The sequence below is a fragment of the Rhodoferax sp. GW821-FHT10B06 genome, from assembly GCF_059415605.1.
The window spans coordinates 135022-150695 of record NZ_JBWKNO010000008.1; the positions used below are offsets into that span (position 1 = coordinate 135022).

A 15674-nucleotide genomic window follows, 5' to 3' on the forward strand; every position below is an offset into this window, starting at 1 on the left:
GGGTTTGCCCACATGGCAAACCACGTCGCTCGGACGGTTCCGGGCGCTTACGTGAGATTTATCAACATGGCTGCATCTTCTGCAGGCAAGCGCCGCTTTGCGCGCATTGACCGCCTGCCCCCCTACGTTTTCAACATCACGGCCGAACTGAAGCTGGCGGCGCGCCGGCGTGGCGAGGACATCATCGACATGAGCATGGGTAACCCCGACGGGGCCACGCCTGCGCACATCGTTGCCAAGCTCACCGAGGTCGCGCAGCGGCCCGACACGCACGGTTATTCGGCCAGCAAGGGCATTCCGCGCCTGCGCCGGGCCATCTCCCACTGGTACAAAACGCGCTACGAGGTGGACATCGACCCGGACAGCGAGGCCATCGTCACCATCGGCTCGAAAGAAGGCCTGGCGCACCTGATGCTGGCCACGCTGGACCGGGGCGACACCGTGTTGGTGCCCGACCCGAGCTACCCCATCCATATCTACGGCGCGGTGATAGCGGGCGCTGACATCCGCAGCGTGCCGCTGACCGAGGGCGTGGACTTCTTCGCCGAATTGGAAAAAGCCATCCGCGGCAGCTACCCGAAGCCGAAGATGATGGTGCTGGGCTTTCCCAGCAACCCGACGGCGCAGTGCGTGGAGCTGCCGTTCTTCGAGAAGGTGATTGCGCTGGCGAAGAAGCACGACATCTTCGTGGTGCATGACCTGGCCTATGCCGACATCGTGTTCGATGGCTGGAAGGCGCCGAGCATCATGCAGGTGCCGGGTGCCAAGGACATTGCGGTGGAGTTTTTCACCCTGTCCAAGAGCTACAACATGGCCGGCTGGCGGGTCGGCTTCATGGTCGGCAATCCGGACCTGGTGGCGGCGCTGGCGCGCATCAAGAGCTACCACGACTACGGCACCTTCACCCCGCTGCAGGTGGCCGCCATCGCCGCACTGGAGGGTGACCAGAGCTGCGTGACTGAGATCGCCGCCACCTACCAGAGCCGCCGCGACGTGCTCTACAAAGGTCTGATCGAAGCGGGCTGGCAGGTGGATTGCCCCAAGGCCAGCATGTACATCTGGGCACGCATTCCCGAGCCCTACCGTGCGCTGGGTTCGCTGGAGTTTGCCAAGCAGCTGCTGGCCAAGGCCAAGGTGTCGGTCTCGCCAGGCATTGGCTTCGGCGACCATGGTGACGAGCATGTGCGCTTTGCTTTGATCGAGAACGAGGCACGTATCCGCCAGGCGGTGCGCGGTATCAAAGCCATGTTCAAGGCAGACGGGGTGCTGGGCCATTGATGCGGTGCGCAGGCTGCGGGTCTTGCAGCTTGACCGCCACCGGGTGCGGCACTATTCTGTTGGCAGCGCATATCGCGCAACCATTACAGAATGTCCAATCGCATGAAAACTGATACCCGGACGGAGACACAACGCCGCTTGCAAGCACTGGTGGCGCGCGAAACCGGCACAGCTGTGTCTCCCGCGCTGCAAGCAGAGTTGTCGGCCATCGTGGACGGCGCCTTGGGCACCCCCGATTCAGGGCCCGAGCTGGCGGTGGTCAAGCGCGAGGTGACCATACTGGTGGCGGATTTGCGCGGCTTCATCGCGCTGACCGCCACCCAGCCTGCGGGCACCATCGTGACCATGCTGAACTTGTGCCTGGAGCGCATGAGCGAGGTGATCTACCGCTACCAGGGCACCATTGACAAGTTCACCGGCGAGTCCATGACGGTGCTGTTCGGTGCGCCGGTGGAGCGCCCGGACGATGTGATGCGCGCCCTGTCTTGCGCGGTGGAAATGCAGATCGCCATGCGCCTGCTGAACGACCAGTACCAGCGCGGCCGCATGCCTGAGTTGTACATGGGCATAGGCCTGAACACCGGCACGGTGATGGCCGGGCGCTTTGGCTCCGAAGCCTTTTCGCAGTACACGGTGATTGGCAACGAGGTCAGCCTGGCTTCGCGCATCGAATCCTTCAGCCTGCGCGGCCAGGTACTGATCAGCGAGAACACTTACCAGCGTTGCGATGGCTCGGTGGTGGTGACCGACCCGGTGGACGTGTTCGTGGCGGGCAAGCTGGTGCCGGTGAAGGTGCGCGAGCTGATCGCCATACCCGCGCTACATCTCAAAGTGCCCCGCCAGGAGTTTCGCCGCAGCCACCGTGCCGAGGTGCGCATTCCTTGCGACCTGCAGGTGCTGGAAGGCAGCACGGTGCTGCCCCACCCGATCCGCGCGCATATCCTGGACATCGGCTACCACGGCGTGCTGCTGGAGCTGGACCTGCCGCTGGAAGTCGGCTTCGACGTGAAGCTGAACTTCGACATGACCCTGGTGGAATACCCGGTCACCGACATCTATGCCCGCGTGATGAAGACCAAGCACGAAGAAGGCCTGCTGCTGGCCGGGCTGGAGTTCACCGCCCTGAGCGCCGAGACCAATACCAAGCTGCAGATGTTTGTGCAGATGCTGGTCGGAGCGGGGTAGCTGGGCTCACCCCCAGGCTTGCCCACTTCGTGTGGCCTCCTCCCCCCTTGCAGGGGGCAACACCAGCGGCCTGGCATAGCCAGTTCCGCGGTGTTTCTGGAACAGACAGTCTCGTTATTGAAGATACCCTCAGCTTAGAAGGTAGAGGGTTTTTTAGTCTTTTTACTATATTTTTTGTAGCTGCCTGCGCAGGTTCTATCTGCGCTGGCGGCCTATTTCTTCTACATTGCCCAGATGCGCGGCTTGGTGGCGGGTAGCTGCCAGAAGTGGGCTCGCCAGGCGGCCCAGACCTGTTTCATCAAATCCATGGCGGGCTCTACCAGTGGGGCCAGGGCGCGGACGATGACGACCTGGCCGTCGGGGCTGGTGGCGCCAGCCTTGTCGCGCAGGGGGTGGTTGTCGATGACTTGGCGGGCCACGTCCAGCGCGGCGGCGCGGCGCGCATTCTCTAGGCGACTGCCGGCCAGGAAGAACAGCGAGGCCATGCACTTGTTGCCGGCCAGACCCAGCGGGCTGTCCAGCAGGCGGGTGTCGCTGGCGTCTATGGTGCCGCGTTCCAGCCACACGCCGGGCAGCTCCAGGTGCTGGCAAAAGCGGCCTTGCGCAAACGGCTGCTGCGCCTGCGGCAGGCCAAATGCGGTCACGTCCCAGCCCAGCAGTTCGGCGCCGGGCTCCAGCTGGAAGCGCAGGCGGTTTTCGGCCAGGCACTGGTTGTAGCAAATCGCCTCGCTTGGCAGCCATTCCATCCGGGCCGCGGGCGCCAGCGTGATCTGGGTGTTTTGCAGCGCGGGTTGGCCGGCCGATCTGTAGAAGCGGGTTGCACCGGGCGTGGTGATGAGGCCGTGGGCGCCGCTGTCCACTTGCACCGTGATGTCCAGTGTGTCACCGCCGACCAGGCCGCCGGGCGGGTGGACCAGCACGTTATGGCAAATGGCATCACCCTCCGGGTATAGGCTTTGCAGAATGCGCAGCGGGCCTTTGTGCAGGTGGCGGGCAATGCTGCGGGCGGCTTCTTGTTGGTAATGCAGGTCGAGTTGGGCGTGCCAGGACATGGGTATTCAGGTGGAGCCAGGGGGCAAAAAGGCGTGGCGCTGGGGCGCGGGTTCGGCAGGAGCCAAACCCGGTAATGTACGTGCTGCCGCACCACCCGTGCGCAGGCTTAGTTGGCCCGCCTGCCGCTTGGGTTCACCCAGGACCGAGCGAGAGTTGGCTGGAGCGAAGCGCGCACGTAAATCCTGCACCGTGGCCAGCAGCTTGGCGTGGTCATCGATCTTGGCTTCGTAGCGCTGCAGGACCAGGAAGGCGGTTTCGATCAGTTTGGCATTCTGCGTGTTGGTTCCATGCAGGATCAGATTTTCCACCGCAGCCTTGGGGTCGCCGCGCAGGCTGAGGGCCATGGCGCTTTCCGTGATTTTGGCGATTTGCGGCTGGCATTCCCGGATGCGCTCTGCATAGGGTTCATGTGCGGCGCAAGAGGCTGCCAGCAATTCGCTCAAGGGGCGGGTGGTGGAAAAGCGCTTGCCAAGCGCGTCGATGACGGTCTGGATTTCATCCAATTGGATGCTGCGCTGCGCCAGCACGCTCAGCAGGGCCAGCAGATTACATGCGGACTCGAAGTCAAAAGCTTGTTGGTTGACACTGCGGGTGAGGTCTCGTACCGACTGCACGGCCTGGCCCACCAACTGGTCGTGGATGTACAGAAGGGTTTGCATGATGCCGAGCAGGCGCTCATTGCGTGCAGTGTCGGTGCTGCGCTCCATGACGCGCTTGAAGTCGTCGAAGCAGCGCTGCAGGCCTTTGCGGTCTTTGGCTTCCAGGCGCATGAACGCCAGCAGCACAACGGTCTGGCAGTCCAGCATTTTGGAGTCCAACCCCAGGCGCACCGTGCGGTCCAGCATTTTCTCGGCCTGCTTGCGGTCACCCACGTAGTACATCATCAGGCCCAGGTTTTGCGCGCGGCTGATGGAGTCGGGCGCCATGTCCACCGCCATCTGGTAGGAGGCCATGGCCTGCTCGTACTTGCCTTGCTCGAACTGGGCGCGGCCGAGGATGTCGTAGGCATCGGCGTACTGCGGGTTCTCGCCGATCAGGCTTTCGATGGCGCTGGTGGCCTTGGCGGTCTGGCCGGAATCCAGCAGCGAACGCGCCACGCCCAGCTTGGCCCAGGGCAGGGTCTTGGCGGCAATCACGGCCTCGTACAGGGTCTGTGCCTGGTCATACTGGTTGGTGCGCAGCAGCAGCTCGGCACCCACGCGGGCGGCGTACAGCCAGAACGGCCCTTTGGCGTTGAATCGGTTGACGCAAAGCTGCGCGGCCTTTTCAAACTCGCCCGCGTCGATGGCTTCAAAGATGTCCTTGAGCGAAATCTTGCGCACGCGCGCCTGCAGCAAGCGCTCACCCAGGCTGTTGGCGCTGTGCGGCTTCAGCAGGTAGCCGTCCAGCGCGGACTCGGCCGCTTCGGCCACCTTGGTGTAGGTGGCTTCGGCGGTCACCATGATGAATACGGTGGAGAAGGGGAGCCACTGGTTGCGACGCAGATCGTCGATCAAATCCTGGCCAGAGGATGAGCTGCCGGCAAACTGGTGTTCGCACAGCACAACGTCAAACTGCTCGTGCTCCAACAGGCGGCGCGCGTGGGCGGTGGACATGCATTGCACTATCTTTCCCACGCCAAAGTCGCGTAGCTGGGCCACCAGGATGGAGCGCGAAGTGGCGTGGCTATCTATCACCATGGCCTGGCTGGTAGAGAGGTCATCCGCACGTTGGTTCACAAGGCTCCTTGGCGTCTGCCTCGCAGGCGGACTAGGGAATGGGGCTACTGTGCTGTTTGACAGCAAATGTATCTAAATGTATAGCGTAGCCGCCCCGAGGGCCATCAGAATCTTCCCGGATACGGGCATTTTTGTGCTTATTGGAATAGTAAACCGTTACCCACCGCGTTTGGCGAACTTAATGGCCTCAAACGCCACCTTGGGCACAGGCTTGCCGTAGAGGTAACCCTGCGCAATCTGGCAACCATGGGCCTGCAGGAAGGTTGCTTGCTCAAGCGTCTCGACCCCTTCGGCCACCACTTCCTGCCCCAGACAGCGTGCAATGGAAAGAATAGCCTTCACCAGCTCTCCGCGGAAATGTTCGGTAGTGATGGTGCCGATGAAAGAGCGGTCAATTTTCAGGGTGTTGATTGGGAAGCGTGCTAGGTAGCTTAGTGACGAATAGCCGGTGCCAAAATCGTCAATGGCAATGGTGACGCCCATGTCATTGAAGCTTTTCAGCATCTCCAGCACCTGACCCTGCTCGTCAAGCAACAGACTCTCGGTGATCTCCAGCTCGATCCATTGCGGATGGCAGCCGGTTTCTTCGAGGATATTGCACACCACGCTAACCAGATTGTTGGACTGGAACTGGCGTGCTGACAGATTGATGGCCACCTTGTGCAAAGGCTTCTCCGCACCATTCCAATCGCAGGCAGTGCGGCATGCGTCACGCAGTACCCAATGGCCGATGTCGACGATCAGCCCACTGTCTTCTGCAATCGCGATGAACTCATTCGGCGGCACGATGCCGCGCTGCGGATTGTTCCAGCGCAACAAGGCCTCTGAGCCAACCAGCATGTTGTCGTCCAAGCGGATTTTCGGTTGGTAATACAGTTCCAGCTCGCTGCGTTCAAGCGCCCTGCGCAACTCTGACTCCAGTGACAGCTTTTCAGTCGCGCTGGCCGTGAGGTCTTTGGAATAGAAGCGGAAATTGTTGCGACCGGAGCGCTTGGCGAAATACATGGCCGAATCGGCCTGCTTGATCAACCCGTGGGGATCGGTGTCGTCATTGGGGTACACCGCAATACCGATGCTGGTGGACACGAACACTTCGTTGCCCTCCAGCAAAAACGGTTCATTGAATGCTGCCAGTATCTTGCTGGCCACCCGCCCTAGGTCGTCCCCACTGCGGATATCGGGCAACACAATGGCGAACTCGTCACCGCCCAGGCGAGCTACGGTGTCGTAGCTGCGCACGCAAAAGGTTAGCCTTAATGCTGCTTCGCGCAACAAAGCATCGCCTGCGGGATGGCCCAGCGTATCGTTGATGGCCTTGAAACGGTCCAGATCCAGCAGCATCACTCCAGCCAGTTGGCCGTGCCATTCTGCATCGTGAAGCACCTGATGCAGGCGGTCGTTGAACAGGGCGCGGTTGGGCAACGAGGTCAGATGGTCATAGAACGCCATCTGGTGGATCTTCTGGCGAAAGTTGTTCAGCTCGGTGATGTCGCGCCCGACCCCCAACACGCTGACCACGGAGCCATTGGCATCAAACTCCGCCGTAAGGCGGATATGGCTGCAGATCTCCTGTCCATTGTTGCCCGTCCAGATCAACTCGAACTCTGCGTTGACACCGGTTGCAAGGACCTCGCGCAATTTGTCCTCATAGATTTTGGATTGCGTTCCGCCAGGAACCTCAGTGGGGGTCTTGCCAAGTGCCGCTTCCAAGCCGCCTTCTATGCCATTGGCCAAGGCCTGGTTGGCAAAGATGCGGATGCCATCGCGGTCGTAACGGGCGATGGTGTCTGGTGTGTTGTCGATCAAGGTGCGCGACTCTTGTTCGCGTTCAACGACAGCCTGCTGCATGCGGTAAAACTCCGTCATGTTGCGCCCCAACCCCAGCAGGCTGACGAGACGGCCTTCGGCATCGAACTCTGGTACCACACTGACTTCGTGGAATTGAATCTCGTCACCGATCAGCGCAGATTGACGCACCAGTTCCACCATCTGCCCGGTGGCAATAACCTGTGCGATGGCCGCCCTGACTTGAGTGTGCGTTTCGGGCAGCGGTTTTCCGATGAGATCGCTTGCCGCAATGCCCAGCGTTCGTTCATGGGCGGGATTCACATACAGATAGCGCCCTTCCACATCCCAGCGCGCAATATTGTCCGGCAGGTTTTCCGCCAACGAACGAAACTCACGCTCACGCTCAACCAACTCATTTTGCAGGCGTTTGCGCTCGGTGATATTGCGAACCACCGCCAAAGTCAATGTTCGACCGCCATATTCCAGAGATGAGAGTCGTATCTCCACGGGGAATATGTCACCGTTGCGTCGCTGGTGGCGAGTTTCAAAGGTGAGAACACCTTCGGCGATGGCCTTCGCGGTAATGCCCTGCGCTCTCTCCGACGAATAATCGGGGTCGATATCGGGCACACTCATCTGCAGCAACTCTGCGCGGCTATATCCCAACGAATTACAGGCCTGTTCGTTGATATAAATGAAACGCACCCCTTCGTCGATCAGGAGTATGGCATCGCCAGAATGGTCAAGCGCGTACTCCTTCATCCTGAGCTGCTCTTCCATGCGCTTGCGCTCCGTGATATCCAGCGACGTGCCAATAAAGCGCACCGGCTTACTTTGCGCATCGTATTGCGGCTCGCCCTGCTCCAAAATGTATTTGACCCTTCCATCCGGGAACAATAGGCGGTGCTCGACTTCATAGGGCGAGTGATTGACAACGGCGTCGTTGTAGGCCTGCAATACACGCTCTCTGTCCTGCGGGTGCACCGTTTCGAGGAACGCCACGAAGTCCGCTTTGAATTTTGTTTTATCAATTTCCCAGATGCGAAAAATCTCGTCCGACCAGGTGAGCTTGTCGTTCACCATATCGACGTCCCAGCTGCCGACATGGGCGATACGCTGGGCTTCCTGGAGCATATGCTCACTGTCGCGATAAGCTTTTTCAATAGCTTTGCGTTCAGTGATGTCGCGACTGATGGCAACAATGTAGCGCTTCCCCTCACTGAACGTGAAAGGCGATTTCTGGGTTAGCAGATAGCGCGTGTTGCCATCTGCATCCGTGAGGGCCTCCTCGTTGACGTTGATTTGGTCGGACTTGTACACCAGATCGTCTTTTTCCCAGAACACATCGGCTTGCTCTTTGGGGAAAAACTCATGGTCAGATTTGCCAAGCAGTACCTCACGGGGGTGACCAATCATCGCGCAACAGGTGTCGTTGAGCAGTATCCAGCGATGCTCACTGTCTTTGACGGAAATCGTGTCGGAAATGGAGTTGATGACCTTGCTGAGAAAGTTGCGCGAATCCTCCAGCTCGAGTTCCATACGCTTGCGCTCGGTGATGTTGTGCGAAAAGATGGTCAACCCGAAGACTTCGCCATCATCATCGCAAATTCTCGAACCGTGGTGCTCAAAGTATTCGTAGGTTGTGGTGCCATCTTGCACAACTTCTTCCCTGGTCTCGGCGGCGAAACCATTGCCAGCTGACACAGGCCCGAATCCACGATCGAAAAACTCCCGGAATTCCTCGTGTTTGAGCATGTCGATGGCGCGCATTCCGACTGCAATGTCTACTCCCCTCAGCTTTTTTGAATTTGCCCGGTGTTCGGCATTGAACATCAGGTAATGGCAATCTCGGTCGATTGCCCAAATGCTTACATCGGATGCACCTTCCATCACAGAATGCAGCAGCTTGTTTTGGGCCCGGTAGCGCGTTTCGCGCTCCTGATCTGCCAAAGTTAATTCCTTGTTCTGGTGGTTCGACACCACAGAAGAGAGCACGGCTTCATGCACTTGGCGCGAAAGCAGCAGCATCAGCCCCAGATAGACCAGCGCGATCAAAGTCATGACGTACTGGTCAAATGAAAACAGCCACAGGACCATCGGCAGCAAAGAAGATAGCATGAAGGCGTTGGATGCCAGCGGGATCGACGCCATGGTCGCACTGGCAAATGCGCTAACCCCTGCGATCACGAAGACCAAGAGGAGGGCATTTTGATCCCGGGGCGACTCCGGGAAGCAAAACACCGTAACCCCCCAGCACAACCCCGTGGCTACCGCACCGATCACATAGCCGGTGATCCACTTGTTTGGTTTGACACGGGCGCTTGGGTCCAAGGTCAAAAAGCGGCGGGCGAACAGATAGCGAACCGCCAAGATCGGCCACAGCACACAAAGCCAAGCCATTAGCCCCTGTCGGGCGACGGTCGGCCATAGGGCTATCACTACAAGCAATGACACCAGCAGGCTGGAAAGTGCAGAAAACCTGACCCGTTGGTAAGCTATACGCAGCCGTGTCAGGATCAGATGCCTAACGTCACCTTGCATACTTGCGCTGATCATCCATTCATCCTATTTGTTGCGGGGTCTGCGGGCTGTCTTGATCAGTGTTTTGAAAATCCACCACGATGTTCGAATTCAACATGCTCCCGAAAATTGTAAGGCGCCACCCGAGCGCTCAAAGGATTGGCTGCGTTGCACCCCTGTGAGGGCGGGCCTAGAAGACCGGGGTCGACAACGACGACCGTGCTCAGCCTGCGACCACTTTTTCCATCAGGTTTTTCAGGTATTCGGCCGCAGCATCGCGTGGTGCTGCTTCAAGATCAAACGAGCGCGTTTCAGGGCTTGGTTGGCATCAGCTTCTCAGGCGCGAATATTCAGCAGCGAGCCCAGCATGCTGTCGTTGGTCTTGAAGACGTTGAGGTTGGAGAGGAAGCTGTTTTTGGCCTGCAGCTGGGCGACCACATCGTCTTCCAGACTGGCGCCGGCGCCGGTGCTGCGTTCCACCTGGCTGTTGACGCCGCCGTCTGCTTGGGTACTTTGTTGCACTTGCAGGGGCTGGAAGCCCTCGATTTGCTGGTTGGCGATGTTGTGGGCCGACGCATCCAGTCGGGTTTGCGCAGCTTGCATGCCGGACAGCGAAATGGACGAGATGGCATTCATACGATAGGGCTCCGGCGGGCAAAAGAAGCTCCATTTTAAAAGCCGGGCCACCCACGGACAAGCGCGGCCCGCGCAAATCGGGCCGTGGCGTGAAGTAATCGTTATGTATGCGCGTCCAACCGTTGGCGGATGATGGCCAGGCGCATATCGAATTCTGGCAGCACCCAGGTCTGGAAGGCCTGGGCCGGTACGCTCCAGCGCGGACCGCTGGCGGCTGGAGCCGTGCGGATGCGGCCCCAGGCCCAGTCCAGCAGCACCAGGGCCACGGCGCGCAGATAGTCGTCGGCTACCCAGTAGGGCAGCTCGGGCGCGTCCTTGGCGGCGTGGAGCAGGTCCGCGCTGGCTTGCAGCAGGGCGTCGCGTCGCGCGGTGGCAGGCAGCTCGGCCAGCAGGGCGCTGATGCCTGCACCGCCATCGGCCAGCACCTTGCGCACCAGCAGGTCGATGGCCTGGATTTCGTTGGTGCCCTCGTAGATCATGGCTACGCGGGAGTCGCGCACGATCTGCTCAATCCCCCATTCGCTGACGTAGCCGTGGCCGCCAAACACCTGCAGACAGGCGCTGGCGCCCTGGAAGGCCTGGTCACTGAAAGCCGCCTTCAGCACCGGCGTGACCAGGGCACACCAGCGCTGGGCGCTGGCGCGCTGGGTTGCGTCCGGGCTGTGCTTGGCCACATCCAGCTGCAGGGCCGTGTGGTAGGCCACGACCCGGCCACCGTCTATCCAGGCGCGCTGGGTGTCCAGGATGCGGCGGATGGCGGGGTGCTCGGCGATCGTGCTGGGGCCTTGTGCGGCCATTGGGGCGCGCATCTGCCGGCGCTCTAGCGCATAGGCGTGGGCTTTTTGCCAAGCTGCTTCCAGCAGGCCTAGGCCTTGCAGACCCACGTGCAGGCGGGCGGCGTTCATCATCACGAACATCGCGTTCAGGCCCTTGTGGGGTTCACCCACTAGCCAGCCGGTCGCGTCGTCAAAGCGCATCACGCAGGTGGGGCTGCCGTGCAGGCCCATTTTTTCTTCGATGCGCTCGCAGACCACGGCGTTGCGCTCGCCGTCAGGCAGTATTTTGGGCACCAGGAACAGCGACAGGCCTTTGGGGCCGGCTGGCGCATCGGGCAGGCGGGCCAGCACCAGGTGGATGATGTTGTCGCTCAGGTCGTGCTCGCCGCCCGAGATGAAGATCTTGCTGCCGCTCACCTGCACGCTGCCGTCCGGCTGCGGTACGCCCTTGCTGCGCACCAGGCCTAGGTCGCTGCCGGCATGGGCTTCGGTGAGGCACATGGTGGCCAGCCATTCGCCGCTGGCGATCTTTTCCAGGTATTGCGCCTTGAGGCTGTCGCTGCCGTGGTGCTTCACGCACTCATAGGCGCCGTGCAGCAGGCCGGGCGCCATGGTCCAGCCGTGGTTGGCACCGGCCAGCAGCTCAAACAGCACGCATTCCAGCACCGCTGGCAGGCCCTGGCCGCCGTCTTCGGGGGCGCAGGACAGCGACGGCCAGCCGGCTTGCCAGAAGGCCTGGTAGGCCTCATTGAAGCCAGGCGGCGTGCTGACCTGGCCGGCGTGGAAGCGGCAGCCCACCTCGTCGCCTACGCGCTGCAGCGGTGCCACCTGTTGGCTGACGAACTTGCCGGCTTCCTCCAGCACCTGCAGCGCCAAGTCCGCATCGGTATCGGCGAATGCCGGCAAGGCCTGCCATTGCTGCGGTGCCTGCAGCACCTCGGATAGCAGGAAGGCGATGTCGCTCAGTGCGGCCATGGTTTGCTCTTATTTAGATAGCTGCTAGCGCAGGTATTACCTACGCTACAGGTCTTTTTTATATAAATTTCTAATGGCTGCGCAGCGCCTGCTGGGCGCGCATCAAGGCCATGGCGGCCACGGCTGCAACCACGATGCCGGGCGATGACGCGGCCATCACGCCGCCCACGCCCATGCCGGCTGCGAGGATTTGCCCGGCGATCATCGGGCCGCCAATCGCACCCAGCCGGCCTACGGTGATGGAGGCGCCCACACCTGTACCGCGGATGGAGGTGGGGTACAGCGCCGGTGCCATTGCATACAGCACCAACTGGCCGCCCAGCGCGCAGAAGCCCGCGCCCAAGCCGGCCAGCAACATCATGCTGAAGCTGTCCGATAGGCCCAGCCCGGCCAGCGACAGGAGCATGCCCACGTAGATGCACACCGCGGTGAACATGCGGCCCTTGGAATCCATCAGCCGGCCCACCATCAGCGAGCCTGCCGCACCGCCGAAGTTGAATAGCAGCTGCACCATGCCCGCATCGGCCCGGCTAAAGCCCTTGCCCTGCAGCAATGACGGCAGCCAGTTCAGCAGCATGTAGAGCACGGTCAACACAAAGAAGCTGGCCAGCCACAGCAGCAGGGTGGACTTCCACATGCTGCCTTTGAACAGTCCGGCCAGGCCCTCGCTGGAGACAGGGCGCGCCGTGGCGACAGCAGCCTGTTGGCGGCTCAGATAGGCGCGGGATTCGGGCAGCAGAACGATCAGCAGAAAAGCAATCAGCAGCGGCACCACGCCACCCACGTAGAACAGGCCGCGCCAGCCGCCGCCGACGTTCAGCATGCCCAACACTGAGGCCAGTGCACCGCCCAGCGGAATGCCGGCATAGGTCACGCTCACGGCCACGCTGCGGTTGCGCTCGTCGGCGGCCTCAGACGACAGGGCGATCAGGATGGGCAGCGCCGCACCCAGGCCCAGCCCGGTCATGAAGCGTGCGGCCAGCAGGCTCTGGTAGTCCCACACATGGGCCGTGGCCAGCGAGAACAGGCCAAACAGCAGCACCGAGCCGACCAGCACCTTCTTGCGGCCAATGCGGTCCGCCAGCCAACCGCCGAACAAGGCGCTAGGCAGCAGACCGACCAGACCGGCGCTGAACATGCCCCCCATTTGCGGCGGCAGCAGTTTGAACTCGGCACCGATGCCCGAGGCGGCAATGCCGGCGGACTGCAGGTCCAGGCCTTCGAGCAGGGCCACGATGAAGCAGAGGAACAGGGTCAGGACCTTGCTGCTGCTGGCAGCGCCGGTGCTGGCTTGGGGGCTGGGCATGTTGTGTCTCCTTGTTGTTGTGGGGCTGCAGCGCTTAGCGCGGCGCCATGCGCAGTGCGCCGTCCAGGCGGATGACCTCGCCGTTCAGGTGGCCGTTGGTGACGATGTGCGCGGCCAGTTCCGCGAATTCGGAGGGCTTGCCCAGACGGGATGGGAAGGGGATGCTGGCCGCCAACGAGGCCTGCACCGCCTCGGGCAGCTCCTGCATCAGCGGCGTGGCGAACAGGCCTGGCGCCACGGTGCACACGCGAATGCCGTGCTGCGCCAGGTCGCGCGCCATGGGCAGGGTCATGCCGACCAAGCCACCCTTGGATGCACTATAGGCCTGCTGGCCCACCTGGCCGTCAAATGCCGCAACCGAGGCGGTGAACATGATCACGCCGCGCGCGCCATCTTCCAGCGGTTCCAGCTTGGCGCAGGCGGCGGCGAACAGGCGGGTCATGTTGTAGCTACCAATCAGGTTCACGGTGATGACCTTGCTGAAGGCGTCCAGCGGGGCGGCGCTGCCGTCTTTCTGCACCACGCGCTTGGCGCCGCCGATGCCGGCCACGTTCATCAGAATGCGGGCCGGGCCGTGGGCGGCGGCGGCCTTTTCGATAGCGGCGGTAACGCTGTCGGGGCTGGTGATGTCGCACTGGCAGGCGATGCCGTTGATGTCGGCGGCGACCCGTTCGGCGCCCGCTAGGTTGACGTCCAGAATGGCGACCTTGGCGCCCAGGCGGGCCAGTTCGCGGGCGGTGGCTTCGCCCAGGCCGGAGCCACCGCCGGTGACCAGTGCTGCGTGTCCTTGAATGTTCATGTGATGCTCTCTATGCTATTGAATGTGTAGCGGTTGTCGTAGTATTTGTCTGCGATGCGGGCCTAAACGGTTGGTGTCGCAAGCTGCAGGCGCGTAGCAGCCTGGCTGCCATCGTTCTTGTTGATGCTGCACATGACCACGCAGTCATGGCCTTCGGCGGGCAGCACATAGGCCATCTTGTCGGCGGGCAGCTTGGTGATGGGGTGCATGCCTCGGAACTCGATCCAGCCGCCGCCTTCGTCAGCGATCGCGGTGGTCTTGCGGTTCAACTCTTCCAGATTCACGCCCGGTGCGGCCACGGCCGGTTTGTTGGCCTTGCTTGGGTCCATGCCGAAGGCGCGGAAGTAGCCCCGGCGGTCCAGAATGATGATGAACAGATCCCGCTCCATGAAGCCGCCTTGCCGGTCATGGATGCGGCGCACGGCGGACTCCAGCCCTTCAGCCGCAATGAGTGCGCAGGCCTTTTCTACCAGTACGCGGGCTTCATCGGCGCAGCCCTGGCGCAGCCGCATGGAGATGACGCTGGACGACAGATTGCTGGCCTGCGAGCGCAGCTTGTCGGCCGAGCGGGCAGAGACTTCGACCAGCTGTGCGTTACGCTGGGTGATGTCGTCCAGGCTGCGCACGGCTTGGGCTATTTCATGGATGCTGGTGCTTTGCTCGGTGTTGGAGGCGGAGATATGGCCGACCCTGACGGTCACTTCGTGGATGCCGCTCACAATGTCCTGCAGCAGGCGGCTGGTCTTGTGGATGTGCACCACGCCACTGGCGACTTCGTCGATCGAGCCTTCGATCAACTTCTTGATTTCGCCGGCCGCCTTGGTGCTGCGTTGCGACAAGGTGCGCACCTCGGACGCCACCACGGCAAAGCCGCGCCCCGCCTCGCCGGCCCGCGCGGCTTCCACGGCGGCATTCAGCGAGAGGATGTTGGTCTGGAATGCAATGCCGTCAATCACGCTGATGATTTCGGTCATCTGCTTGGAGCGTTTGGCAATGCTTTCCATGGCGCCCACGGCAGATTGCACGATGGCGCCGCCGTTGTCGGCCGTGAGCTGCACGCGCTCGGTATGGCGGTGTACTTCCAGCGCGTCTTCCGCGCTGCGCTGCACGGTGGAGGCCAGCTCGGACACGCTGGCCGTGGTCTGCTCCAGGCTGGCCGCTTGCTGCTCGGTGCGTTCAGACAGGCTGTAGGTGCCGCTGGACAGCTGGTCGCCGGCCATGCTCACCAGCTCGGCCTCGCTGCGGATCGCGGCCACGATGGCAGACAGGTTGCGGCTCATGGATTCCATACGCCGCGTGATCTGGGCCAACTCGTCTGTTCCGGTGATGGACGTGCTGTGCCGCAGGTTGCCAGCCAACACGGCTTCCACCAGCTGGGCCAGCTCCTGCAAACCCGTCGACAAGTTCGCTTGGATGCATGCGCCAAAGTAGACCAGTGCGCCCACTGCCACCGCCGTCCAGCACAGCAGCAACTGGCGCGATACGCCATTTATGCCGTCTGCGCTGGCGCCGAATGCGGCCCAGAGTGCGGGTGCGAGCGCGGCTGCCAGCAGGGCAAACGCGAAGGCGAGTTTGCCTCCCACGTTCAGGCGTGCCATCACCCGCACGCCGGGCAGGAGGATCCATGGAGCCGTTGCCAT

At 61.7% G+C, this 15674-nt stretch carries 10 protein-coding genes; 2 read left to right on the forward strand and 8 right to left on the reverse strand.

The features are described 5' to 3' along the window. Window positions 1-66 precede the first annotated feature (66 nt). Both alaC and AC07O2_RS14465 read left to right on the forward strand, forming a co-directional pair. Window positions 67-1278: an alanine transaminase gene (alaC, locus tag AC07O2_RS14460; protein ID WP_495076442.1), complete on the forward strand. Its 1212-nt coding sequence runs from the start codon at window positions 67-69 to the stop codon at window positions 1276-1278. A 102-nt stretch (window positions 1279-1380) separates the two neighbouring features. Next, window positions 1381-2463: an adenylate/guanylate cyclase domain-containing protein gene (locus tag AC07O2_RS14465; RefSeq protein ID WP_495076443.1), complete on the forward strand. Its 1083-nt coding sequence runs from the start codon at window positions 1381-1383 to the stop codon at window positions 2461-2463. Between the two features lie 221 nt (window positions 2464-2684). Here the strand turns inward: AC07O2_RS14465 and AC07O2_RS14470 are convergent, their stop codons facing one another. The 8 genes from AC07O2_RS14470 to AC07O2_RS14505 all read right to left on the reverse strand — a co-directional run bounded on the left by AC07O2_RS14470 (window position 2685) and on the right by AC07O2_RS14505 (window position 15674). After that, complete coding sequence (locus AC07O2_RS14470) at window positions 2685-3515, reverse strand: urease accessory protein UreD (RefSeq protein ID WP_495076444.1); 831 nt, start codon at window positions 3513-3515, stop codon at window positions 2685-2687. Window positions 3516-3521: 6 nt separating this feature from the next. After that, the gene (locus AC07O2_RS14475; RefSeq protein ID WP_495076445.1) at window positions 3522-5234 is read right to left on the reverse strand and encodes a tetratricopeptide repeat protein; all 1713 of its coding nucleotides are present in this window, start codon (window positions 5232-5234) and stop codon (window positions 3522-3524) included. 156 nt (window positions 5235-5390) lie between these two features. Beyond that, window positions 5391-9578, reverse strand: a complete 4188-nt coding sequence (locus AC07O2_RS14480) for a PAS domain S-box protein (protein WP_495076446.1) — start codon at window positions 9576-9578, stop codon at window positions 5391-5393. A 300-nt stretch (window positions 9579-9878) separates the two neighbouring features. Next, complete coding sequence (locus AC07O2_RS14485; protein ID WP_495076447.1) at window positions 9879-10178, reverse strand: flagellar basal body rod protein FlgC; 300 nt, start codon at window positions 10176-10178, stop codon at window positions 9879-9881. Between the two features lie 101 nt (window positions 10179-10279). Next, window positions 10280-11929 (reverse strand): acyl-CoA dehydrogenase family protein, encoded by a 1650-nt coding sequence (locus AC07O2_RS14490; protein WP_495076448.1) that lies wholly within the window; start codon window positions 11927-11929, stop codon window positions 10280-10282. A gap of 70 nt (window positions 11930-11999) precedes the next feature. Beyond that, complete coding sequence (gene mhpT / locus AC07O2_RS14495; protein WP_495076449.1) at window positions 12000-13235, reverse strand: 3-(3-hydroxy-phenyl)propionate transporter MhpT; 1236 nt, start codon at window positions 13233-13235, stop codon at window positions 12000-12002. A gap of 34 nt (window positions 13236-13269) precedes the next feature. Next, a complete protein-coding gene (locus AC07O2_RS14500) occupies window positions 13270-14034 on the reverse strand; it encodes an SDR family NAD(P)-dependent oxidoreductase (protein ID WP_495076450.1) in 765 nt (254 codons plus the stop codon). Between the two features lie 62 nt (window positions 14035-14096). Continuing rightward, the gene (locus AC07O2_RS14505) at window positions 14097-15674 is read right to left on the reverse strand and encodes a methyl-accepting chemotaxis protein (RefSeq protein WP_495076451.1); all 1578 of its coding nucleotides are present in this window, start codon (window positions 15672-15674) and stop codon (window positions 14097-14099) included.

What these genes read in the sequence shown, in the direction of transcription:
- mhpT (WP_495076449.1), bottom strand. Translation starts at nt 13,235, where the DNA reads ATGCCCAGCCCCCAAGCCAGCACCGGCGCTGCCAGCAGCAGCAAGGTC.
- AC07O2_RS14485 (WP_495076447.1), bottom strand. Translation starts at nt 10,178, where the DNA reads ATGAATGCCATCTCGTCCATTTCGCTGTCCGGCATGCAAGCTGCGCAA.
- AC07O2_RS14505 (WP_495076451.1), bottom strand. Translation starts at nt 15,674, where the DNA reads ATGGCAACGGCTCCATGGATCCTCCTGCCCGGCGTGCGGGTGATGGCA.
- AC07O2_RS14500 (WP_495076450.1), bottom strand. Translation starts at nt 14,034, where the DNA reads ATGAACATTCAAGGACACGCAGCACTGGTCACCGGCGGTGGCTCCGGC.
- AC07O2_RS14465 (WP_495076443.1), top strand. Translation starts at nt 1,381, where the DNA reads ATGAAAACTGATACCCGGACGGAGACACAACGCCGCTTGCAAGCACTG.
- alaC (WP_495076442.1), top strand. Translation starts at nt 67, where the DNA reads ATGGCTGCATCTTCTGCAGGCAAGCGCCGCTTTGCGCGCATTGACCGC.
- AC07O2_RS14490 (WP_495076448.1), bottom strand. Translation starts at nt 11,929, where the DNA reads ATGGCCGCACTGAGCGACATCGCCTTCCTGCTATCCGAGGTGCTGCAG.
- AC07O2_RS14470 (WP_495076444.1), bottom strand. Translation starts at nt 3,515, where the DNA reads ATGTCCTGGCACGCCCAACTCGACCTGCATTACCAACAAGAAGCCGCC.
- AC07O2_RS14480 (WP_495076446.1), bottom strand. Translation starts at nt 9,578, where the DNA reads ATGATCAGCGCAAGTATGCAAGGTGACGTTAGGCATCTGATCCTGACA.